Source organism: Aromatoleum evansii (genome assembly GCF_012910805.1).
In the GTDB taxonomy this organism is placed as follows: domain Bacteria; phylum Pseudomonadota; class Gammaproteobacteria; order Burkholderiales; family Rhodocyclaceae; genus Aromatoleum; species Aromatoleum evansii.
The window spans coordinates 90,025-112,736 of sequence record NZ_WTVK01000011.1 but is presented as its reverse complement, the minus strand read 5'-3'; the positions used below and the strand labels follow the sequence as shown (position 1 = coordinate 112,736).

Annotated in this window: 20 protein-coding genes; 12 read left to right on the top strand and 8 right to left on the bottom strand. The window is 68.2% G+C overall.

The features are described 5' to 3' along the window. Positions 1 to 73: 73 nt before the first annotated feature. From GO615_RS07620 to hemF, 6 genes are all read left to right on the top strand, one after another. A complete protein-coding gene (locus tag GO615_RS07620) occupies positions 74 to 1,795 on the top strand; it encodes a sensor domain-containing diguanylate cyclase (protein WP_169126592.1) in 1,722 nt (573 codons plus the stop codon). Positions 1,796 to 1,885: 90 nt separating this feature from the next. Further along, the gene (gene dusB, locus GO615_RS07615; protein ID WP_169126582.1) at positions 1,886 to 2,908 is read left to right on the top strand and encodes a tRNA dihydrouridine synthase DusB; all 1,023 of its coding nucleotides are present in this window, start codon (positions 1,886 to 1,888) and stop codon (positions 2,906 to 2,908) included. Then, on the top strand, positions 2,905 to 3,141 hold the full coding sequence (locus GO615_RS07610) for a helix-turn-helix domain-containing protein (protein ID WP_169126581.1): 237 nt from the start codon (positions 2,905 to 2,907) through the stop codon (positions 3,139 to 3,141). Before dusB ends, GO615_RS07610 begins: the two co-directional genes overlap by 4 nt. Before the next feature lie 71 nt (positions 3,142 to 3,212). Beyond that, complete coding sequence (gene purH, locus GO615_RS07605; RefSeq protein WP_169126579.1) at positions 3,213 to 4,802, top strand: bifunctional phosphoribosylaminoimidazolecarboxamide formyltransferase/IMP cyclohydrolase; 1,590 nt, start codon at positions 3,213 to 3,215, stop codon at positions 4,800 to 4,802. Between the two features lie 20 nt (positions 4,803 to 4,822). After that, on the top strand, positions 4,823 to 6,112 hold the full coding sequence (purD, locus tag GO615_RS07600) for a phosphoribosylamine--glycine ligase (RefSeq protein ID WP_169126577.1): 1,290 nt from the start codon (positions 4,823 to 4,825) through the stop codon (positions 6,110 to 6,112). A 13-nt stretch (positions 6,113 to 6,125) separates the two neighbouring features. Further along, the gene (hemF, locus tag GO615_RS07595) at positions 6,126 to 7,055 is read left to right on the top strand and encodes an oxygen-dependent coproporphyrinogen oxidase (RefSeq protein ID WP_169126575.1); all 930 of its coding nucleotides are present in this window, start codon (positions 6,126 to 6,128) and stop codon (positions 7,053 to 7,055) included. 151 nt (positions 7,056 to 7,206) lie between these two features. Here the strand turns inward: hemF and GO615_RS07590 are convergent, their stop codons facing one another. From GO615_RS07590 to hemC, 4 genes are read right to left on the bottom strand one after another with little or no spacing between them, the layout of a single operon-like run. Then, the gene (locus GO615_RS07590; protein WP_169126573.1) at positions 7,207 to 8,382 is read right to left on the bottom strand and encodes a heme biosynthesis HemY N-terminal domain-containing protein; all 1,176 of its coding nucleotides are present in this window, start codon (positions 8,380 to 8,382) and stop codon (positions 7,207 to 7,209) included. A gap of 10 nt (positions 8,383 to 8,392) precedes the next feature. Next, positions 8,393 to 9,616, bottom strand: coding sequence for a uroporphyrinogen-III C-methyltransferase (locus GO615_RS07585; RefSeq protein WP_246262188.1), 1,224 nt, complete (start codon positions 9,614 to 9,616; stop codon positions 8,393 to 8,395). Then, positions 9,613 to 10,410, bottom strand: coding sequence for a uroporphyrinogen-III synthase (locus GO615_RS07580; RefSeq protein ID WP_169126571.1), 798 nt, complete (start codon positions 10,408 to 10,410; stop codon positions 9,613 to 9,615). The genes GO615_RS07585 and GO615_RS07580 overlap by 4 nt, the downstream gene beginning before the upstream one ends. Before the next feature lie 23 nt (positions 10,411 to 10,433). Further along, positions 10,434 to 11,381: a hydroxymethylbilane synthase gene (gene hemC, locus GO615_RS07575; RefSeq protein WP_339379978.1), complete on the bottom strand. Its 948-nt coding sequence runs from the start codon at positions 11,379 to 11,381 to the stop codon at positions 10,434 to 10,436. Between the two features lie 166 nt (positions 11,382 to 11,547). Here hemC and ppc point away from each other — a divergent pair, with 166 nt between their 5' ends. Continuing rightward, complete coding sequence (ppc, locus tag GO615_RS07570) at positions 11,548 to 14,295, top strand: phosphoenolpyruvate carboxylase (RefSeq protein WP_169126569.1); 2,748 nt, start codon at positions 11,548 to 11,550, stop codon at positions 14,293 to 14,295. A 16-nt stretch (positions 14,296 to 14,311) separates the two neighbouring features. On the opposite strand, the gene GO615_RS07565 is transcribed toward ppc, so the two are convergent. Further along, a complete protein-coding gene (locus GO615_RS07565; RefSeq protein WP_169126567.1) occupies positions 14,312 to 15,076 on the bottom strand; it encodes a LytR/AlgR family response regulator transcription factor in 765 nt (254 codons plus the stop codon). A 162-nt stretch (positions 15,077 to 15,238) separates the two neighbouring features. On the opposite strand from GO615_RS07565, the gene argH reads away from it, so the two are divergent. The 5 genes from argH (at position 15,239) to GO615_RS07540 (ending at position 20,253) form a co-directional block, all read left to right on the top strand. Then, positions 15,239 to 16,657, top strand: a complete 1,419-nt coding sequence (gene argH, locus GO615_RS07560; protein WP_169126565.1) for an argininosuccinate lyase — start codon at positions 15,239 to 15,241, stop codon at positions 16,655 to 16,657. 454 nt (positions 16,658 to 17,111) lie between these two features. Beyond that, positions 17,112 to 17,915 carry a hypothetical protein gene (locus tag GO615_RS07555; protein ID WP_169126563.1) on the top strand — a complete coding sequence of 268 codons (804 nt, stop codon included), beginning with the start codon at positions 17,112 to 17,114 and terminating at the stop codon, positions 17,913 to 17,915. Positions 17,916 to 17,927: 12 nt separating this feature from the next. After that, positions 17,928 to 18,248: a hypothetical protein gene (locus tag GO615_RS07550; protein ID WP_169126561.1), complete on the top strand. Its 321-nt coding sequence runs from the start codon at positions 17,928 to 17,930 to the stop codon at positions 18,246 to 18,248. A 36-nt stretch (positions 18,249 to 18,284) separates the two neighbouring features. After that, positions 18,285 to 19,151: an HprK-related kinase A gene (locus GO615_RS07545; protein WP_169126559.1), complete on the top strand. Its 867-nt coding sequence runs from the start codon at positions 18,285 to 18,287 to the stop codon at positions 19,149 to 19,151. Positions 19,152 to 19,155: 4 nt separating this feature from the next. Next, the gene (locus GO615_RS07540) at positions 19,156 to 20,253 is read left to right on the top strand and encodes a nucleotidyltransferase domain-containing protein (protein WP_169126557.1); all 1,098 of its coding nucleotides are present in this window, start codon (positions 19,156 to 19,158) and stop codon (positions 20,251 to 20,253) included. A gap of 43 nt (positions 20,254 to 20,296) precedes the next feature. Here GO615_RS07540 and grxD read toward each other — a convergent pair whose 3' ends face one another. The 3 genes from grxD to prfA form a co-directional block, all read right to left on the bottom strand. Further along, on the bottom strand, positions 20,297 to 20,617 hold the full coding sequence (gene grxD, locus GO615_RS07535) for a Grx4 family monothiol glutaredoxin (protein ID WP_169126555.1): 321 nt from the start codon (positions 20,615 to 20,617) through the stop codon (positions 20,297 to 20,299). 88 nt (positions 20,618 to 20,705) lie between these two features. Further along, positions 20,706 to 21,560, bottom strand: a complete 855-nt coding sequence (prmC, locus tag GO615_RS07530; RefSeq protein ID WP_169126553.1) for a peptide chain release factor N(5)-glutamine methyltransferase — start codon at positions 21,558 to 21,560, stop codon at positions 20,706 to 20,708. A gap of 48 nt (positions 21,561 to 21,608) precedes the next feature. Then, positions 21,609 to 22,688 (bottom strand): peptide chain release factor 1, encoded by a 1,080-nt coding sequence (gene prfA / locus GO615_RS07525; protein WP_169126551.1) that lies wholly within the window; start codon positions 22,686 to 22,688, stop codon positions 21,609 to 21,611. Positions 22,689 to 22,712: the final 24 nt, after the last annotated feature.

The window sequence follows — 22,712 nt, the reverse complement described above, 5'->3', positions numbered from 1 at the left end:
GGATGCCGACCCCGCCGGCACGCCATCGTTATATGATTGCGTCCGAACAATCCCGGACCTGACGTTTCATCACATGAACAAGAACATGCGGATTCGCTACAAGATCACCCTTGCAGTCGGCATTGCGGTCACTGCGGTCCTCGTGGCGATGGCGCTCTTCTACACGCACTTCCAGGAACAGTCGGTCCTGAGCCAGAACGAGCGCACGATGGAAAAGCTCACCGAAAGCGTGGCCCAGGGCCTGCAGGCGGTGATGCTGGCGGGTTCCGCGGACATCGCCGAGTCCTATGCCGACCGCCTCAAGAAGGTTACCGACATCATCGACTTCCGCATCCTGCGCACCAACGGCGACGAAGCCTTCCGCGACAACAAGACCATCGACGACGTGAACCGCCGCCGCGGCGAGGAAACCTTCACTCCGCGCGACCACGAACAGCAGATCCCGGTCCTCCCGGCCGACGACCCCAACCTGCTCGCAACCGTGAACGAAGGCCGCACGCTCGCGGTGTACGAACCCGGCCTCGACGGCCACCGCAACCTGACCTTCCTCGCCCCCATCAAGTACGCCGACGCCTGCAGCAAGTGCCACGGCACGGCCAACAGGGTGCGCGGCGTGATCAAGCTGACAACCTCGCTCGCCGCCGTCGAGCGCGACATCTACGAGGTGCGCCAGTACGCGATCGGCGGCCTCGCCCTGGCGCTGATGGCGACCATGCTGCTCACCGGCTACATGCTCGGTCGCACCATCGTCGAACCGCTCGAGAAGGTCACCCACGCGATGAGCCGCGTCTCCGACGGCGACCTCGACCACCAGGTGCCGATCCACAGCCGCGACGAGATCGGCACGATGGCCAACAGCTTCAACCGCATGACCTCGGAGCTGCGCACCACGTACGACGGTCTGCGCCGCGAGCAGGACAAGCTCACGACCATCATCCACGGCGCGGGCGAAGGGATCGTCGTCACCGACAGCACCGGCGAGATCGTGCTGGTGAACCCCGCGGCCGAACGCCTGCTCGAAAAACCCGCGAGCCAGATCGTCCGGGAAGGTTTCTATGCGCTCCTCGACGACGAGGAGCAGATGCGCCTGTGGCTGTCGGACCCCGAGCAGGGCGGCTCGATCACGACCGCCTACAGGGAGCGCGTCCTGCAGATCTTCGCGTCCACGATCTTCGGCAACGACCACAACATCGTCGGCTCGGCCGCACTGCTGCGCGACATCACCGAGGAGAAGCGCCTCGAGGAGGAGTTGCGGCGACTTTCGACCACCGACGGCCTCACCGGCCTGTTCAACCGCCGCCACCTGGACGCCACGCTGGACACCGAATACAACCGTGCCCAGCGCACCGGCACCTCGCTCGCGGTGCTGATGTTCGATATCGACCATTTCAAGAAATTCAACGACACCTACGGCCACGACCAGGGCGACCGCGTGCTGCAGTCCGTTGCGAAGAACTTCCACGACGCGCTGCGCAAGTACGACCTCGCGTGCCGCTACGGCGGCGAGGAGTTCGTCGGCATCCTGCCCAACACCACGCTCGAGGGCGCGTTCTGCGTCGCGGAGCGCCTGCGGGTGGAAATCGAGGCCGCGGAAGTCGACGGCCTCAAGGTCACGATCAGCGTCGGCGTCGCGGCTTTCCCCGAGATTCCCGTCGGCGGCCCCGAAGGCCTCGTCGAGGCCGCCGACGCGGCGCTTTACCGCTCCAAGGAAGGCGGACGCAACCGCAGCACGCGCGCGCTTCCTCCCGAGCCGAGCACGCCCGCGGCGACGGGCGCGGATACCACACCGGTGTGACGCAGTCGCTGCCCGGGGCGAGCATTCGGCTGCTCGCCCGGCTCGGCATGGGGTAAAATCCCGACCTTTCCCCCGCACCACGCCCCGCCCATGCAGTACGCCGGTTTCACCCTGCGCAACAATCTTTTCGTCGCCCCGATGGCCGGCGTCACCGATCGTCCCTTCCGCCAGCTGTGCAAGAAGCTCGGCGCGGGCGTCGCGGTGAGCGAGATGGTCACGTCCAACTCGCTGCTCTACGGCAGCGCGAAGACGCTCCGGCGTGCCAACCACGAGGGCGAAGTCGATCCGATCTCGGTGCAGATCGCCGGCGCCGACCCGCACATGATGGCCGAAGCCGCCCGCCACAACGCGGACAACGGCGCCCAGATCATCGACATCAACATGGGCTGCCCGGCCAAGAAGGTGTGCAACGTGATGGCGGGCTCGGCGCTGATGCAGGACGAGCCGCTCGTCGCGCGCATCCTCGAAGCCGTCGTCGCCGCCGTGCCGAACACCCCGGTCACGCTCAAGTTCCGCACCGGCTGGAACCGACAGAACCGCAACGCGCCGACCGTCGCGCGCATCGCAGAGGAATCCGGCATCCGCGCCATCGCCATCCATGGCCGCACGCGTGCCGACCAGTACATGGGTGAGGCCGAATACGACACCATCGCGCACGTGAAGACCCTGGTGAAGATCCCGGTCATCGCCAACGGCGACATCACCTCGCCCGAGAAGGCGAAATACGTGCTCGACTACACCGGCGCCGACGGCGTCATGATCGGCCGCGCCGCCCAGGGCCGGCCGTGGATCTTCCGCGAGACCGAGCACTACCTCGCGACCGGCGAGCTGATGCCGCCGCCGCTCGTCAGCGAGATCCTCCAGGTGTGCCGCGAGCACCTGGCCGACCTGTACGCCTTCTACGGCGAAGATACCGGCGTCAAGGTCGCCCGCAAGCACATCTCCTGGTACACGAAGGGCCTGGTCGGATCGGCCGCCTTCCGTCGCGCCATGAACCAGCTCCCCGACGTCCGCTCGCAGCTGACGGCCGTCGAGGACTTTTTCGGCCAATTGGCCCAGCAGGACGCCCGCCTGCGCTACGAAGAAGACCTCCCGCAGGAACTTGCCGCATGAGCCGCCCCAACGAAATCGCCACTTCGGTGCAGCGCACCCTGGACCAGTATTTCCGCGACCTCGACGGTGAAAAACCGGCCGCGATCTACGAGATGGTGATCCGCAACGTCGAACGCCCGATGCTCGAATTCGTCCTCCGCCAGGCCAACGGCAACCAGACCGTGGCCGCGGAGATGCTCGGCATCAACCGCAACACGCTGCGGCGCAAGCTCACCGAATACGAACTGCTGTAAGCCCGACTGCCGCCGTGCGCCGCAATATGCGCACGGCCCCCGCCTTCCGATTCCTTCCTGCGATACGAACGATGAAAGTCTCCCAAGCCCTGATCAGCGTCTCCGACAAGCACGGCGTCCTCGAATTCGCCCAGGCCCTGCACGGCCTCGGCGTGAAGATCCTGTCGACCGGCGGCACCGCCTCGATGCTGCGCGACGCCGGCCTGCCGGTCACCGACGTATCGGAGCACACCGGCTTCCCCGAGATGCTCGACGGCCGCGTCAAGACCCTGCACCCGAAGGTGCACGGTGGCATCCTTGCGCGCCGCGACCTGCCCGAGCACATGGAGACCATCGCCGCGCACGGCATCTCGCGCATCGACCTCGTCGTCGTGAACCTCTACCCCTTCGCGCAGACCGTCGCCAAGCCCGACTGCACGCTCGAGGACGCCATCGAGAACATCGACATCGGCGGCCCGACCATGGTGCGTGCGGCAGCGAAGAACCACGGTGACGAGAAGGGCGGCGTGGGCATCGTCACCGATCCCGAAGACTACGGCTGCATCATCGACGAGTTGAAAGCGAACGGCGGCGAGCTGAGCTACAAGACCCGCTTCGCCCTCGCGGTGAAGGCCTTCACCCACACCGCCCGCTACGACAGCGCGATCTCCAACCACCTCACCGCGCTGACCTTCGGCGACAAGGGCGAAGTCGCCAAGCAGGCCTACCCCGAGCGCTACCAGGTCGCCTTCGACAAGGTGCAGGACCTGCGCTACGGCGAGAACCCGCACCAGTCCGCCGCCTTCTACCGCGAGCCGAACGCTCCCGAGGGTGCGATCGCGTCCTACAGGCAGCTGCAGGGCAAGGAACTGTCGTACAACAACATCGCCGACGCCGACGCGGCGTGGGAATGCGTCAAGGCCTTCGAGGCGGCCACCCCCGCCTGCGTCATCGTCAAGCACGCCAACCCCTGCGGCGTCGCCATCGCCGAATCGCCGGTCGCTGCCTACCGCAAGGCCTTCTCGACCGACCCGACCTCGGCCTTCGGCGGCATCATCGCGTTCAATTGCGAAGTCGACCGCGCGGCGGCAGAAGCGGTCTCCGCGCAGTTCCTCGAACTGGTGATCGCCCCGTCCTATACGGCCGATGCGCTGGCGCTGCTGGCCGCCAAGCAGAACGTGCGCGTGCTCACCTGCCCGCTCGGCAAGCCCGCCGGCGCACTCGACTACAAGCGCGTCGGTGGCGGCCTGCTGGTGCAGAGCGCCGACGAGGCCCGCATCGCCGTGGCCGACCTCAAGGTCGTCACCAAGCGCGCGCCGACCGAACAGGAACTGGGCGATCTTCTCTTCGCCTGGCGCGTCGCCAAGTACGTCAAGTCGAACGCCATCGTCTACTGCCGTGACGGCATGACCGTCGGCGTCGGTGCCGGCCAGATGAGCCGTGTCGACTCCGCGCGCATCGCCGCGATCAAGGCCGAGAACGCCGGCCTCACGGTCAAGGGCACGGTGGTCGCCTCCGACGCCTTCTTCCCGTTCCGCGACGGCCTCGACGTGCTCGCCCAGGCCGGCGCGACCGCCGTCATCCAGCCAGGCGGCTCGATGCGCGACGCCGAAGTGATCGCCGCGGCCGACGAACAGGGCGTCGCGATGGTGTTCACCGGCTTCCGCCACTTCCGCCACTGATCCGCAGCGCAGGTAACAGCATGAAAGTTCTCGTCATCGGCTCCGGCGGCCGCGAACACGCACTGGCCTGGAAACTCGCCCAGTCGCCCAAGGTCACGCGCGTCCTGGTTGCGCCGGGCAACCCGGGCACGGCCCGCGAGCCGCTGCTCGAGAACGTCGCCGTCACCGCGATTCCCGACCTCGTCGAACTCGCAAAGCGTGAGCAGGTGCAGTTCACCGTCGTCGGACCCGAGGCCCCCCTCGCGGCCGGCGTCGTCGACGCCTTCCGCGCGGCCGGCCTGCCGATCTTCGGACCGACGAAGGCCGCGGCCCAACTCGAGAGCTCCAAGGACTTCGCCAAGCGCTTCCTGATCCGCCACAACATCCCGACGGCGAAGTACCAGACCTTCTCCGACGCCGCCGCCGCGCACGACTATGTGAAGGCCCAGGGCGCGCCCATCGTCATCAAGGCCGACGGACTCGCCGCCGGCAAGGGCGTGGTCGTCGCGATGACGCTCGACGACGCGCACGCCGCGATCGACATGATGCTCACCGACAACCGCATGGGAGTGAGCTACGGTGAGGCGGGCGCCCGCGTCGTGATCGAGGAATTCATGGCCGGCGAGGAGGCAAGCTTCATCGTCATGGCCGACGGCAGGCAGGCGCTCGCGCTCGCGACCAGCCAGGATCACAAGCGCCTCAAGGACGGCGACGAAGGCCCCAACACCGGCGGCATGGGCGCCTACTCGCCCGCCCCGGTGGTAACGCCCGAGGTGCATGCGCGCGTGATGCGCGAGATCATCCAGCCGACACTCGCCGGCATGGCGGCCGACGGCCATCCCTATACCGGCTTCCTTTACGCCGGCCTGATGATCGACGACGCCGGCCAGCCGCGCGTGGTCGAGTTCAACTGCCGCATGGGTGATCCGGAAACCCAACCGATCATGATGCGGCTGAAGACCGATTTCTCCGACCTCATCGAAGCCGCGATCGGCGGCCGCCTCGACCAGATCGAAGCCGAGTGGGACCGTCGCGTCGCGCTCGGTGTCGTCCTCGCGGCTGCGGGCTATCCCGAGGCACCGCGCAAGGGCGACGCCATCACGGGCCTACCGGGCACCGAAGTCGAGGACGTGCATGTCTTCCACGCCGGCACCGGCGAGCAGGATGGCCAGGTCGTCACCGCCGGCGGACGCGTGCTGTGCGTCACCGCGCTCGGCGACAACGTGCGCAGCGCACAGAAGCGCGCGTACGAAGTGGCCGACGCGATCGTGTTCGAGGGCCGCCAGTTCCGCCGCGACATCGGCCACCGCGCCGTCGCGCGCAAGAACTGAGGGCGCCGCCGCGATGAGTGCACCCGACCGTTCCGTCGTCAAGAACTACCTCCTCGACCTGCAGCAGCGCATCGTCGCGGCGCTGGAGGCCTTCGACGGCGACGCATTCCGCACCGACGCGTGGGACCGCCCCGGAGGCGGCGGAGGCATCACCCGCGTGATCGAGGAAGGCCGTTTCTTCGAGCGCGGCGGCGTAAACTTCTCGCACGTGATGGGCGCCGGCATGCCGGCCTCCGCAACGGCGCACCGCCCCGAACTCGCCGGCCGCTCCTTCGAGGCGATGGGCGTGTCGCTGGTGCTGCACCCGCGCAACCCGTACTGCCCTACCGCGCACATGAACGTGCGCTTCTTCATCGCCCTGCCGCCGGCAAACGAGCCCGATGCGGCGCCGATCTGGTGGTTCGGCGGTGGCATGGATCTCACGCCCTACTATCCGTTCGAAGAGGATGTGCGCCACTTCCACCGCACCTGCAAGGCCGCGGTGTTGCCTTTCGGCGGCGAGGCGGAATACCGCCGCCTCAAGGAATGGTGCGACAGCTACTTCTTCCTCAAGCACCGCAACGAGCCGCGCGGCGTCGGCGGCCTGTTCTTCGACGACCTGGGCGCGGACGGCAAGATCGACTTCGATGCCGCCTTCGGACTGATGACCAGCGTCGGCGACGCCTTCGTGCCGGCCTACCTGCCGATCCTCGAACGCAGGAAGGACGTCGCCTATGGCGAGCGCGAGCGCGACTTCCAGGCCTACCGTCGCGGTCGCTATGTCGAATTCAACCTCGTCTTCGACCGCGGCACGCTGTTCGGCCTGCAGTCGGGCGGACGCACGGAATCCATCCTGATGTCGCTGCCGCCGATCGTGAAGTGGCGCTACGACTGGCAGCCCGAAGCTGGCAGCGCGGAGGCGAAACTCTACGACGAGTTTCTCAAGCCGCGCGACTGGTGCTGACGCACCCGAAATAGCCGGGCAGGAAGCGATTCAACCGCCGCCCCACTGTGGGCTTCAGCCGCGAAGGGACGTTCTCGCATGCGTTGCGGCCCATTCGCGGCTGAAGCCGCTCCCACGGGTATTGTGAACCCGCTCCCATCGACATACGTTTCTAGGCGGCCGAACGCTGTGCCGCGGCGCGGTAGTGCGCCTGCGCCTCGTCTGCACGCTCAAGCTTTTCGAGCAGACCGGCCAGCGCCAGATGCGTCTCGACCGAGGGCGCGAGGTTGAGCGAGGCCTCGAGGTAGCTCTGCGCCTTGCCCCATAGCTGCGCGTTGAGGCACAGACGCCCGAGCGCGAACAGCAGGCCCGCATCCTTGGGATACATGCGCAGCCATTTCTCGCCGCGGGCGAGGCAATCGACCGCGTCGCCCTCGCAGCAATAACCGTACAGGCGGGCGAGTCCGCTGTCCCATTCCACGTCGAGGAGACGCTCCAGCGTACGGCGCGCAAGCGCGCCCTGCCCCGCCTCAGCGAGGTAGGGCACGGCCCGCTCGACCAGGCGCCGGTCGTTCAGCTCGTCCGCCGGGATCTCCCGCCAGTAAGCCGCCAGCCCATCGGCATCGCCGGCCAGCTCGCGCATGCGCTCGAGATGCGCGCGCCGCAGCACGGACCGCACCTGGTCCTCCGACATGGCCTTGTGCTTGTGCAGCTGGCGTGCAGTGCGCAGCACCTCGTCCCAGCGCGCCAGCGCCGACGCGACACGCAAGGACAGGCGCAGCGCGGCGATATGGCGATGCCCTGCGAGGCGCAGGTTTTCCAGCCGTTCGGCCGCCTCGTCGAAGCGGCGCCCCTCCACCGCAAGCTCGGCCTCGGTCATCAGGCGCGCGACGCGCGACTCGTCTTCCTGTTCGGCCGACTTTCCCAACCAGATGCGATAACGCGTGTCGTCGCGCATCGCATGCGCAGCCCGCGCCGCAACGAGGGCTGCCATCGAGCGGTTGTCGCTGTCCCCGAACGCCGCCGCGGCGAACTTGACCGATTGTGCGAAACGCCCCTCGAACAAGGCTCGCAGCGCGTCGCGCAGAGCGCGACCGGCCTTTTCCTTGCGACGCCGCTCACGGTACTGGACGACGCGCCCGGGTAGCGCCATCGTCCGGCGCACGATCCGCAGCACGACGTAAGCGCTGACGAACGCGAGGACCAGGCCGACGATGAGCAGGTTGAGCGAAAGCTGGATTCGCCACGGCGGCACGACGACCAGCACGTAGCCGTCGTTGACGCTCGCGAGCATCGCGACACCGGCCGCGAGCGCGAAGATTCCGATGAGCCAGATCAATGCACGCATGATCGGCTCCTCAGCGCGTGGCGCCGGCAGGCTGGCGCGCAGCGTTCCCCTTCGCCGGCTCCTCGGCGGGCGGCGCGGCCGGCGGCACAACGACGGCCGGAGCATTCCGGCTCGCCTCGCCCGCGCGCGCCTGCAGGAGCCGCAGCGCGGCGATGCTCTCCACCGGCGCAGGCTGCTCCACCTTGACCGGCATCGCCCCGAGGGTCGCCAGCTCGGACAGGGTCTCCTGCACCTTTGCATCGCGCTTGTCGAAGTAACGTTCGATCCAGCCCTGGGCCTGCACCAGGTCCGCCGAGAAGGTGCGCCCGTCGCGCGCCAGCAGCGCGAGGCGGGCGGTCAGCAGGCGGATCTTGAGGTTCTCGCGCAGGTAGGTGCTCTGGGCGGGCGCGAGCAGCACCGGTTCGGGCTGATCAAGACGCTCGATGCGCACCAGAGCGAGGATCTCGTGCCACACCTCGTGAGCCACGCCCTTGATGAAATCCATCGGCGAGGGCTCGGCCGCGGCGGGCGCAGCAGCCGTGTCGGCATCGACGGACGGCTGCGCGGCGAGCTCCCCTGCGAACGCCAGGGGCAGACGATCCACCCGCTCGAGCAGGCCCTGGAGGCGCAGCGCGATGCCAGGAACATCCACCTGCGGCGCGGCCTTAAGCGTTTCGATATCGCGCGCCAGCGCGCGCCGCAACGGCAACAGCTGGCCCCCGTCATGCGCGGCGATACGCGCCTCGGCACCCTGCAGGGCAACCAGCGCAGCCTCGGCATTGCCGGCCAGCTGGAGCTGCTGCGTCGCCATCCCGACGGCGTATTCGGCCTCGGCGATGACGCGATCCTCACGCGTGCGCGAGAACTGCTGATAAAGCGTCTCGAGCGCAGCGGCCTGACCTTCGGTGGCAGCCACCTGTGCCTCGAGTGCGCCGAGCTTGCCCTGCAGCGCGGCGATGGCCTCCTGCTGCTGGCGGGCGAGCGCACGGTATTCGGTTGCCGCCGAATCGCCGGCGGCGAGGCGCTGGGCGACCTCCTCGCGCACGGTGGCGACGCTGCCACGCATGTCGTGCACGTACCAGCCGAGCACGCCGGTGCCGACGAGCGCAATCACGGAGATCGCAGCGACCAGGCCGCCACGGGAACTGCCGCCGGCGGCAGCGGAGGCTGACGATCGCCCGGTCGTTTCACGGTTCGGAGCGGGAGCGGCATCGGTCGAGCCGGACTGGGTGAGCGCAGATTGTTCTTGGTTCATGGCCTGAGTGTAACCGAGGCGTGTCGAAAATGAGACTCCAGGGCGCCGAGCAACCCCTCGTCGCCCGGCGGCGTCTCGAACACGAGCTCGAAGCCTGCCGCGCGGGCATGCGCGACGATGCGCGGATGCGGCGCGAAGACGGCGACCGTGCGCAGCGCGCGCCAGCCCTCGTCGCCGACCATGGTGCGCAGGTTGCCCACGCCTTCGCTGCTGGTGAGCGTGATCGCGTCAAGGCGCCCGTCGACGGCAAGGTCCAGCAGGGGCGCCGGGTCGATCTCGGGGCAGTAGCGACGGTAACAGGTGACGTACTCGACCGTGGCGCCCCGCTCGCGCAAGGTCTCGCCGAGCAGGTCGCGCCCGCCGTCGCCGCGGAAGATCGCGACGCGCCTGCCGGCGACCGCATCCGCCTGGAACTCCGGCAGGGCCAGCACAGACTCGCTGTCGAAGCCGCTCCGCGGCGCGATGACGTCCTTGAATCCGTAGCCCGCCAGCGCCCGCTCGCTACCCTTGCCGACCGTGGCGACGCGCAGGCCAGGAGGCCAGGCGCGTCTTGCGAGGATTGCCCCGAGGGCGTGACTCACGGCATTCGGACTGACGAAGAAGGCGAGCTCGAAGCCGTCGAGCCGCGCGATCACCTCATCGAGGGCGCGGCCGTCCTGCGGCTCGCCGATCGCCAGCACCGGGAAGCGCAGAGCGATGCCGCCGCGGGCTTCGATCGCCGCGCACAGGCCGTCCGCCTGCCCGGACGGCCGGGTCACCACGATGTGGCGCCCGGACAGCGTCGCCGCGGTCATGATCGCCACCGTCGCGGCCGGCGTCAGCCGATCTGGGCGAGGATGTCCTCGGCTCCCTGCTCACGCAGGTCGGCCGCCAGCGCCAGGCCCAGCGTCTCGCAGTCCGCCGGATTGCCCTCGAGCTCGGCGCGCACGATGCGGCTGCCGTCGGGCAGCGCGACGAAGCCGCGCAGCCACAGCTTGCCGGCACGGATCTCGGCGTAGGCGCCCAGCGGCACCTCGCAACTGCCGGCGAGCGCGCGCGACACGGCGCGCTCCGCGCGCACGCATGCCGAGGTGTCGGCGTCGTTGAGCGGCGCGAGCCAGGCGGCGACGTCCTTGCGGCTGGCGAGGCATTCGATGCCCAGCGCGCCCTGCCCGGCGGCCGGCAGCGAAACCGTGGACGGCAGCTCGCAGCGGATGCGATCGGCCAGGCCCAGGCGCTTGAGGCCGGCCGCGGCGAGGATGATGGCGTCGTACTGCCCCTCGTCGAGCTTGCGCAGGCGGGTGTCCAGATTGCCGCGCAGGCTGGTCACGGCGAGCATCGGGTACATCGCGTGCAGCTGCGACTCACGGCGCAGCGAGGAGGTTCCGACCACGGCCCCCGGCGGAAGCTCGTCGAGGCTCGCGTAGCGCGGCGACACGAAGGCGTCGAGCGGAACCTCGCGCTCCGAGATGCAGGGCAGCGCGAAGGGCTCGGCGAGCTGCATCGGCACGTCCTTCATCGAGTGCACGGCGATGTCGGCGCGACCTTCGAGCAGCGCCGCCTCGAGTTCCTTCACGAACAGCCCCTTGCCGCCGACCTTGGCCAGCGGACGATCGAGGATCTGGTCGCCGCGGGTCGTCATGCCCAGCAGCTCGACCCGGCAACCTGGGTACAGCCCCTCGAGGCGGGCCTTGACGTGCTCGGCCTGCCACAGTGCGAGCCGGCTTTCGCGGGTGGCGATTACGATGCGTTCGGGCGGGTTGAATTCGGCGGAAATTGCGCTCACGGTAAACGGACTCGTCGGCAGATGATTTAGGATCCTGAAGGGCGCGGCACATGCCGCACTGCAACATCAGGGTTCGCGCCAATGGCGCCGTAGCAGGACAGCATTCTAGCATGGACGTCCGAGCGCACCTCTCGCCCCCGAACCCCAACACTGCCACGGAAAGATCATGACCCAGGACAAGGACGCACCACTGCGCGAAGACATCCGACTGCTCGGCCGCATGCTCGGTGACACCGTGCGCGACCAGCAGGGCGAGGCCGTGTTCGGCCTCATCGAACGCATCCGGCAGACCTCGGTGCGCTTCCGCCGCGACGACGACCGCGCCGCGCGCCAGGAACTCGAAGGCATCCTGGATGCGCTGTCGCGCGAACAGACGATTCAGGTCGCGCGCGCGTTCAGCTATTTCTCGCACCTCGCCAACATCGCCGAGGACCAGCACCACATCCGCCGCAGCCGCGCCCACCTCATCGCCGGCTCCGCGCCGCGCGAAGGCAGCCTCGCGCACGCGCTCGCCCGCGCCTTCGCGAGCGGCCACGAGGCGGCGGAACTGGCCGCGTTCTTCGACACCGCATCGATCTCGCCGGTGCTCACGGCCCACCCGACCGAAGTGCAGAGGAAGAGCATCCTCAACTGCGAAACCGACATCGCCCGCCTGCTCGACCGGCGCGACCGCATGGTGCTCACGCCGGAAGAGCGCGAGTACAGCGATGAAGCCATGCGCCGCGCGGTGCTGATCCTGTGGCAGACGCGCATGCTGCGCCCGGCCAAGCTGTCGGTCGTCGATGAGGTGGCCAACGGCCTGTCGTATTTCGACGCGACCTTCCTGCGCGAAGTGCCGCGCCTCTATGCCGCCCTCGAGGACCAGCTCGCGAAGCGCGACCCGGCGCTGGGCGCGCTCGAACTGCCCGCCTTCCTGCGCGTCGGCAGCTGGATCGGCGGCGACCGCGACGGCAATCCCTTCGTCACCGCCGAAGTGCTCGAACGCGCGCTCGCGATGCAGGCCGGCGCCGTGCTGAGCTTCTACCTCGACGAGCTGCACACGCTCGGCGCGCGCCTGTCTCTCGCGGCCGGACTCGTGAGCGCCTCGGACGCCCTCCTCGCCCTCGCGAACCGCTCGCCCGACCAGTCCCCCCACCGCAAGGACGAGCCCTACCGGCGCGCGATCTCCGGTATCTACGCACGCCTCGCCGCGACCCATCGCGCCCTGCTCGGCAGCGAACCGCCGCGCCACGCCGTCGCAGACGCCGAGCCCTACCTGAACGCGTACGAACTGTCCGAGGACCTCGACATCCTCCACCGCTCTCTCGTCGCCAACGGCTCGGCGGCGCTGGCGCGTGGCCGCCTGCGCCTGCTGCGCCGCGCCGTGCGCGTGTTCGGCTTCCACCTCGCGCCGATCGACCTGCGCCAGAACTCCGACGTGCACGAGCGCGTCGTCGCGGAACTGCTGGCGACCGCCCAGCCCGGCATCGACTATCGCGCGCTCGACGAGACCGACCGCTGCGAGGTGCTGCTCACCGAGCTCGCCACGCCGCGACCGCTCGCCTCGCCCCACGTGCGCTATTCCGACGAGACCGAGGGCGAGCTGGCGATCTTCCGTGCCGCCCGCAGCGCGCACCTGCGCTTCGGCAAGGAAGCGATCACCAACTGCATCATCTCGAAGACCGATGACGTCTCCGACATGCTCGAACTCGCCCTGCTGCTGAAGGAAGCGGGACTGCTGCGCCCGCATGAGCAGGCGCTCGACGTGAACATCATCCCGCTGTTCGAGACCATCGAGGATCTCGCCAACGCCCCGACCGTCATGGATCGCCTGTTCGCGCTGCCGGCCTACATGAGCCTGCTGGAATCGCGCGAGCGGATGCAGGAGATCATGCTGGGTTACTCCGACAGCAACAAGGATGGTGGCTTCCTCACCTCCGGTTGGTCGCTGTACAAGGCCGAGATCGGGCTCGTCGAGGTGTTCGCCAAGCACGACGTGCACCTGCGCCTCTTCCACGGCCGCGGCGGCTCGGTCGGCCGCGGCGGCGGCCCGAGCTACCAGGCCATCCTCGCGCAGCCTGGCGGCGCCGTGCAGGGCCGCATCCGCCTCACCGAGCAGGGCGAGGTCATCGCCGCCAAATACAACAACCCCGAGGTGGGCCGACGCAACCTCGAGGTGCTGGTCGCCGCGACGCTGGAGGCGAGCCTGCTCACGGATCGCGCCCCGGCGCCGCGCGCCGAGTTCCTCGACACCATGCAGGCGCTCTCGGACACGGCCTTCGCCGCCTACCGCGGCCTCGTCTATGAAACCGAGGGCTTCGAGCGCTATTTCTGGGAGTCGACGGTGATCTCCGAGATCGCCGAGCTCAACATCGGCTCGCGCCCCGCCTCGCGCAAGAAGGGCACACGCATCGAAGACTTGCGCGCGATCCCGTGGGTGTTCAGCTGGGCCCAGTGCCGCCTGATGCTGCCCGGCTGGTTCGGCTTCGGCGCGGCGGTGAAGGCATGGCGCGCCGCCCATCCGGACGACGGCCTCGCGCGGCTGCAGGCGATGTACAAGGAGTGGTCCTTCTTCGCGACGCTGCTGTCGAACATGGACATGGTGCTCGCCAAGTCCGACCTCGCAATCGCCTCGCGCTACGCCGGCCTGGTCAAGGATCCGGCACTGCGCGACGCGATCTTCGGCCGCATCCGCGCCGAATGGCAGGACACCGTCGACGCGCTGCTTGCCATCACCGGCCAGAAGGAGCTCCTGGACGACAATCCGCTGCTCAAGCGCTCGATCCGCAACCGCTTCCCCTACCTCGACCCGCTCAACCACGTGCAGGTCGAGCTGCTGCGCCGCCACCGCGACGGCCACGACGACGCGCGCGTGCGACTGGGCATCCACATCTCGATCAACGGGGTCGCGGCCGGCCTCAGGAACAGCGGCTGAGGGGGGGATACGGCCTTCAGATCCCGAGCGTCTGCTTCACCGCCGGCCACTGCCGGCGGCTGACCGGCAAGCCTTCGGCCAGCCCGCCGAGCAGGATGTCCCAGTGCGGCTCGCCGTCCTGCTCGCCCGCGCGCTCGACGCCGACCACGGCAGCACGCGCGACGAGGCAGTTGCGGTGGATGCGCAGGAAGCGGCCGGCGAACTCCTGCTCGAGCTGCACCAGCGATTCGTCGAGCAGGTATTCGCGCTCGGTCGTTCGCGCGGTCACGTATTTCAGCTCCGCACGCAGGAACAGCACGTCCGCGACCGGCACCAGCAGGATGCGGCCGCGCTCATTCACGCTGAAATGCTGCCGCGCACCGGGCGCCAGCGCCGCCAGCGCGGCATCCGGCAGCGGCTGGCGGCGGCGCACCTTCGCCAGCGCGTCGGCGAGACGCTGCGCCCGCACCGGCTTCAGCAGGTAGTCGACCGCCGACAGCTCGAAGGCCTGCACCGCGTATTCGTCGTAGGCCGTTGTGAAGATCACCGCGGGGGGCTTCTCCAGCCGGCCGAGGTGGCGAGCCAGCTCGACGCCGTCCATCACCGGCATGCGGATGTCGGCCAGCACGACGTCGGCGGGCTCGCTCTCCAGCAGGCGCAGGGCCTCGACGCCGTTGGCCGCGACACCGACGACGGCGGTCGGCTGCTCCTGCGCAATGTCGCCGAGCAGGTCGCGCAAGCGCGCGCGCGCGGGCGCCTCGTCATCGACGATCACCACCCGCAGCAGCTGTGCCGACTCCATCGAACACCTCCCCCTGCGCTGCACGCCGGGCCGGCCCGCCGGCCCCCAAGGCACGCAGGCCTTTTGCTTTATAATTTCGGCCTGTTTGCGCGGCGCCCGCAACAACCGGCGCCCCGCCCCTAGCCGGCCGCGAACGGCCGCGCCATACCAATGACGGACATTATGACAGACACCACTTCCTCGCAGCCGGCCAAGGCCTGGTCGGGCCGCTTCACCGAACCCGTCTCGGACCTCGTGAAACGCTACACCGCCTCGGTGTTCTTCGACCAGCGCATGGCGCGCCAGGACATCCGCGGCTCGCTCGCGCACGCGAAGATGCTCGCGCGCCAGGGCATCATCGGCGCGCAGGATCTGGCCGACATCGAGCGCGGCATGACGCAGATCCTCGGCGAGATCGAGCGTGGCGAGTTCGGCTGGAACCTCGACGACGAGGACGTGCATCTCAACATCGAAAAGCGCCTCACCGCGCTCGTCGGCGACGCCGGCAAGCGCCTGCACACGGGCCGCAGCCGCAACGACCAGGTCGCGACCGACATCCGCCTGTGGCTACGCGACGCGATCGACCAGATCCTCGCCCTGATCGGCGACTTCCAGAAGAACCTGCTCGACGTCGCGGAAGCCAACGCGGCGACGCCGATGCCCGGCTTCACGCACCTGCAGGTCGCCCAGCCGGTGACCTTCGGCCACCACCTGATGGCCTACTACGAGATGAGCCGGCGCGACGCCGAGCGCTTCGCCGACTGCCGCAAGCGCGTGAACCGCCTGCCGCTGGGCAGCGCCGCGCTCGCCGGCACCAGCTACCCGATCGACCGCGAGTTCGTCGCGCAGGAGCTCGGCTTCGACGAGGTCTGTTACAACTCGCTCGACGCCGTCAGCGACCGCGATTTCGCGATCGAATTCTGCGCCGCCTCGGCGCTGCTGATGACGCACCTGTCGCGCTTCTCCGAGGAGCTGATCCTGTGGATGAGCCCGCGCGTGGGCTTCATCGACCTCGCCGACCGTTTCTGCACCGGCAGCTCGATCATGCCGCAGAAGAAGAACCCGGACGTCCCCGAACTCGTGCGCGGCAAGACCGGGCGCGTGAACGGCAGCCTGATCGCGCTGCTGACCCTGATGAAGGGCCAGCCGCTCGCGTACAACAAGGACAACCAGGAAGACAAGGAGCCGCTGTTCGACACCGCCGACACGGTGATCGACACGCTGCGCATCTACGCCGACATGATCACCGGCATCCGCGTGAAGGCCGACGCGATGCGCGACGCGCTGAAGCAGGGCTACGCGACCGCGACCGACCTCGCCGACTACCTCGTCAAGAACGGCCTGCCCTTCCGCGACGCGCACGAAGCGGTCGCACTCGCCGTGCGAGCGGCCGACGTGAAGGGCTGCGACCTGCCGCAGTTCTCGCTCGACGAGCTGCGCACGGCCATGGCGCACGTGCCGGGCGCGGCCGAGCGCGTCAAGGACGACGTCTTCGCGGTGCTCACCGTCGAAGGCTCGCTCGCCTCGCGCAAGCACGTCGGCGGCACGGCTCCCGAGCAGGTCCGCGCAGCCATCGCGCGGGCGCGCAGCGCCCGGGCCTGAGGGCCCCACCAACGGATCGGCCAGTACGCAAAGAGGCGCCCGCCCGGGGGCGGGCCCTCGCACTCCGCTCGACTGGTGTGAATCCTCCGCCGGACGCGAGTTCTCGCGTACGAACAAGGCCTCGCCCTTCCTCCCTCATCGCCCCGGCGTCACGAAAGACCGGAATTCACCCGCCCCCCATGTGCAAGGTCGGCATGACGAAGGTCACGACGCCGAGGCCCTTGTACTTGAAGCACACGGGGCACTCGGCTAGCTTAAGGACGACGGATCAAGTCGCAGCGAGCCTGCCGAGCGAACGTCGGAATTATTTACACCTGACTAGAACCGGCACATCGCTCGCACCATAAGCCTCTAATTTTCAGCACCTTGGAACACCTGCCAATTCGGCACGAATCGTGCTCGAATGCTTGCGACAAGGCGCACGCATCGAAATTCGCCATCAGGAACCGAGAAAATGGGGATCCCCCCGGAACCGAGCGATACCTGCCGCAGCGAGCTGCCCGAGGGAAGTCCGGCGGCCCCGCCCAAGGGGTCACGTCGTCGCTTCATCGGGGCGACCGCTGGCGGGGTGGGTGTGCTGCTGGCCGTTCAAGCGAAGTCGGCGCTCGCCGGCACCTGCCTGAGCCCGTCGGCGATGGTCAGCGGGAATCTGAGCCGGCCGGGGGATACCCAGAACTGCATCGGCGGCCTTTCACCGGCGGACTGGAAGCTTCAAGACCAGCAGGGTCAGATGGTCAATGCGTGGCCGTCCGTGTATGTTGCACCCACTTTCAGCACGGCCCTGGCGGATCAGACAAGCTGCAACGGCGGGCATGACATCACCAATCCGAAGGAGGTCTTTGCACTAGGCCCCTCAGGTCCATTGATGGGTACGCTTGTCAGTGAAGTATTCTCCGGCGCCCCGCCAGATACCGGAATCTGGGAGGTTCTGGCCTTCCCCCACCTGTTTGATTCGCCGTCGGGCGAATTCATGAGCCATCTGCTGGCGGCGTTGTTCAATGCGCTTACCATTCCCGGCTACCCGGTAAAGACGTGGCACGTGTTCGAAATGTGGGAAGCCTTGAAGGGCGGCGCGAATTCGCTGTATTGCCCATCGAGCCTGGTGTGCAATCCGGACTCGGGACTGAGGCAGGAAGACGTCATTGCCTACCTCAGCAGCACCTACGACGTGAAGTCCGGCCTGTTGGCGGTCTGCACGGTCAACGGCAACAGCCTTTCCAGCGTCGGCAAGGTCGGCGGTGGGAAAGTCAATCCGTAGAATGATTAATCCGTGGCAAGAAACGACCCTGGTGCCCGTGACTCCGCAGCGCTGCGCGGCTTCCCGGGGCGCGTGATTGTCCGCTCGCCGGACTGGCGCGACGATCACGCGCACGTGCTGTTCGACGTCAACTCCGGCGATTACTGGATTGTTTCGTCCCTTGCATGCGAAATCGTCAAGCTGTCGACCCGCGACGGGCCGTCGAATGTCGAAAGCCTGATTCAGCACCTCGTCGGGCACGGAGCCGACAGCGGGGCCGACGACGTCGATGAAACGACGATCCGGCGCGTGATCGATGAACTGGTACAGCTCGCGATTCTCGCGCACACTTGAGCCCAACTCGTTCCGCGATGCGAGCTGGCTACCGGATTGATCGACGTCACCCTCTACCTCGCCCCGGTCACGGTGCGCTTGCGCGCGCCTTTCGGCGCGGTGCGCCAGCATCTCGAAGTCTTCTACCCGGAGGCGCTGCACCCGGGCGCGAAGGCGCGGCATTTCATCGACTTCGACATCCGCATCACCCACGGCGCGGGATGGCGCCGCTGGGTCCGGCCGCAGGCGCGCTTCCTGCTGGACCACACGGAACCCTTCCTGCCTCTGCCTGCCAGCCAGGCCGCCCCCCTGTTCGAGTGGGGCCTCAACTGGTGCCTGGCATCCCGGCCGCTCGGCTATCTCGTCATGCATGCCGCGGTCGTCGCCCGTGACGGCGACGCGATCGTGATGCCGGGATCACCGGGAGCTGGCAAGAGCACGCTCTGCGCGGCGCTGACCTTCATCGACCAGTGGCGGCTGCTGTCCGACGAACTGGCGATCCTCGCCCCCGAATGCGGCAGCCTGCAACCCAACCCCCGCCCGATCAGCCTCAAGAACGACTCCATCGACATCGTTGCGCGCTTTCCGGGCGCCCGGCTCGGGCAGCGCTACGCGGACACCCGCAAGGGCACGATCAGCCACGCGGCCCCGCCCGCTGCATCGCGCGCCGCAGCCGCCCAGCAGGCGCGATGCCGCTGGGTGATCTTTCCCCGCTTCGCCCCCGGGGCCGATCCGCACTGCGAGGAAATCGGCCGCGCCGAGGCGTTCGCCCGCATTGCGGAGCAGTCCTTCAATCGTGATCGCATGGGCGAGACCGGATTTCATGCGCTGTGCGCGATGCTCGACACGGCGCGCTGCTTTGAAATCGGCTACGACTCGACCGACACCGCCCTCGCGATGGTACGCGACATCACCGGGCGCTGACGCGATGAGATCGGCAGCCTGCGAACGCCTGATCGCGGTCCTGAAGACGCCGAGACAGGCTGAGGCGCTCGACCTTGCCGGATGGTCCGAGCTGGTCGCCAGCGCGCGGGCGGCGAACCTTGCGGGCCTGCTCGCCGAACGTGTCGCAGCGGCAGGAATCACGGCCCCACCCGAGGCCGCGCGACACCTCGAAGCCATACGCCAGCTCAGCCGGCGCCAGACGCAGTCGGTCCGCTGGGAGGTGCATGGATTGCAGCGCGCACTGTGCCGCCTGGGCATTCCGCTGGTGCTGCTGAAGGGGGCGGCCTATGCAGTCTCCGACCACCCCGTCGGCCGCGGCCGCCTGTTCGGCGACATCGACATCCTCGTCCCGCGCCACGCCCTCGGCGACGTCGAACTGCGGCTGATGGTGGCCGGCTGGGCATCGGCCAAGACCTCGCCCTACGATCAGCGCTACTACCGCACGTGGATGCACGAACTGCCCCCGATGGTGAATCTCCGGCGAGGAACAGTGCTCGACGTCCACCACACCATCCTCCCGCTCACATCGCGCCACGCCCCCCAGGCCGAGACGATCATCCGGGCTGCATCGGCACTGCCGGACCTGCCTGCCGTCCGCATCCCGCGCCCCGAGCATCTGCTGGTCCACAGCATCGTTCACCTGCTGCACGAAGGGGAACTTCACAACGGCCTGCGCGACCTCTTCGATATCGACGGCTTGCTGCGCGCGGGAGCCGGCGAAGCGGATTTCTGGCCGCGGGTGGTCGAGGCCTCACGAACGCTCGACGTCATCGCGCCGGTCGCATTCGGACTCCACCTTGCCAGGCATCTGCTCGACAGCCCGATTCCGCCGCAGGTAATCGAGGACTTGTTCAACGCAGCGGGCGGGCCGGCCTCGCGGCTGCTGACGATGCTGTACACAACCGCCCTACGCCCCGAGAACGAGGCTGCCGAAAGCGCGGCGGCGACGCTCGCGCGCTTTGCCATCTACGTGCGTGCCCATTGGCTGCGCATGCCACCGCATCTGCTACTGCGGCACCTCGCGCACAAATCGATCGTGCGGCTCAGAAAAGACGAGCCCGCCACGGACGGGCGGGCCTGATCGCTACCCCGGCACGGACGGACGCCGCGCCGGTCGAAGCAAATTACTTGACGCCGGCTTCGGCGAGCATCGTCTTCAGCTCGCCGTTCTCGTACATCTCGCGCATGATGTCACAGCCGCCGACGAATTCGCCCTTGATGTAGAGCTGGGGAATCGTCGGCCAGTTGGCGAACTCCTTGATACCGCTGCGAATGTCCTCGTTCTCCAGCACGTTCACCGAAAACAGCTCGGTCACGCCCAGGTTCTTGAGGATCTGCACCGCGGTCGCCGAGAAGCCGCACATCGGGAACTGGGGCGTGCCCTTCATGTAGAGCACGACCGGGTTGCTGGTGACCTGCTCGCGGATGACGTTCTGGATGTCCATGTTGCCGTTCCAAAAGTTGAGTAATTAACTCGGGAAATTTTAGGGATTGGCACCGCGGCCGTCAATAGGCACGACAACGGGAGTGGATTCAGCGCGAGTCCTCGCGCCCCAGCCACTGACCGCCCGACACGCGCTCGATGCCGCCGAGGTCCTTCCACGACGTGATCGACGAGAATCCCGCATCGGTAAGCAAACCGCGCACGGCCGCCGCCTGGTCGTACCCATGCTCCATGAAGAGCCAGCCGCCCGGCTCCAGGTGGCGCGGCGCCTGCGCGGCGATCGCCGCGAGGTCGTCCAGCCCCTGCGGCCCCGCAGCCAGCGCCGTTCCCGGCTCGAAGCGCACGTCCCCCTCGCCCAGATGCGGGTCGTCCGCCGCGACGTAGGGAGGATTGGCCACGATCAGCTGGTAGCGGTCGCCCCCGAGCTGGGAAAACCAGTCGCCGAGCACGAAGGACACGCTCGCCCTGAGTCGTGCGGCATTGCCCATCGCAACCAGCAAGGCCTCGCGCGAGCGATCGACCGCCGTCACGTCGGCATCGGGCAACTCGAGCGCCAGGGTCACGGCCAGCGCGCCGCTGCCGGTGCCCAGGTCGAGCACCCGCGCGTGCGGCCTGTCGCCGAAATGCGCCAGTGCCAGCTCGATCAGCAATTCGGTATCGGGCCGCGGGATCAGGACCGCCGGGCCGACCATGAAGGCACGCCCGTAGAACTCGCGCTCGCCGATCAGGTAGGCCACCGGCTCCCCCGCCTCGCGCCGCTCCACCAGACTGAGAAATTCCGCCCATTCGCGTTCGTCGAGCCGCGCCTCCGGGTAGGCGGCAAGGCGTGCTGCGGAACATTGCAGCACATGGCGCAGCAGCACCCGCGCATCGACAACCGCGATGCGGGCTCGCGCCCAATTCAGTGCGCCGGCGATGTCGGGCGCCGCGTCGGGCGTATTCATCAGCGCCCCCACCCGCGCAGAGTCGACGTTTGCGGCCTCACGCCCATGTCATTCACCGGCGAGCGCCGCGAGCTGTTCGGCCTGGTGTTCCGCGATGAGCGCGCCGATCAAGTCGTCGAGCTCGCCCTCCATCACCGCGTCCAGCTTGTACAGCGTGAGGTTGATGCGGTGGTCGGTGACGCGACCCTGGGGAAAATTGTAGGTGCGGATGCGCTCAGAGCGATCGCCGCTGCCCACGAGGCTCTTGCGCGTTGCGGCCTCACGGGCCTGCTGCTCGCGCAGCTGCACGTCGTGGATGCGCGCAGCCAGCACGGACATCGCCTGCGCCTTGTTGCGGTGCTGCGAGCGGTCGTCCTGGCATTCGACGACGATGCCCGTGGGCAGGTGGGTGATGCGCACCGCCGAATCGGTCTTGTTGATGTGCTGACCGCCCGCGCCGCTTGCACGGAAGGTGTCAATGCGCAGATCCGCCGGGTTGATGTTGACGGCCTCGAGCTCGTCGGCCTCGGGCATCACCGCGACGGTGCAGGCGGACGTGTGGATGCGCCCCTGCGTCTCCGTCGCCGGCACCCGCTGGACGCGATGCCCGCCCGACTCGAACTTGAGTTTGGAATACGCCCCGGCGCCGATCACGCGCGCGATGACTTCCTTGTAACCGCCGAGATCCGATTCGCTCGCCGACACGATCTCGACCTTCCAGCGCTGGCGTTCGGCGTAGCGCGTATACATGCGCAGCAGGTCGCCGGCGAACAGTGCCGCCTCGTCGCCCCCGGTGCCGGCGCGAATCTCGAGGAACAGGTTGCGCTCATCGTCCGGGTCGCGCGGCAGCAGCGCGCGCTGCAGCTCGTCCTCCAGCGCGGAAATCCGCTCCGCACAGGCCGCCATCTCCATTTCCGCGAGCTCGCGCATCTCCGCATCGGCGAGCATCTCGCGCGCACTCGCGGCCTCGCTCTCGGTCTTGCGCCATGCCTCGTACAGGGCCACGACAGGTTCGATCTCGGCGCGCTCGCGCCCGAGCGCGCGGAAGGCATCCATGTCGCGCGCGGCATCCTCGGAGGCGAACTCGCGATCCAGTTCGGCAAGTCGACTACTCAGGAAATCGAGCTTTTCGCGGATGCTCTGCTTCATCGGGAACCGGAAAGGGGGCACGGA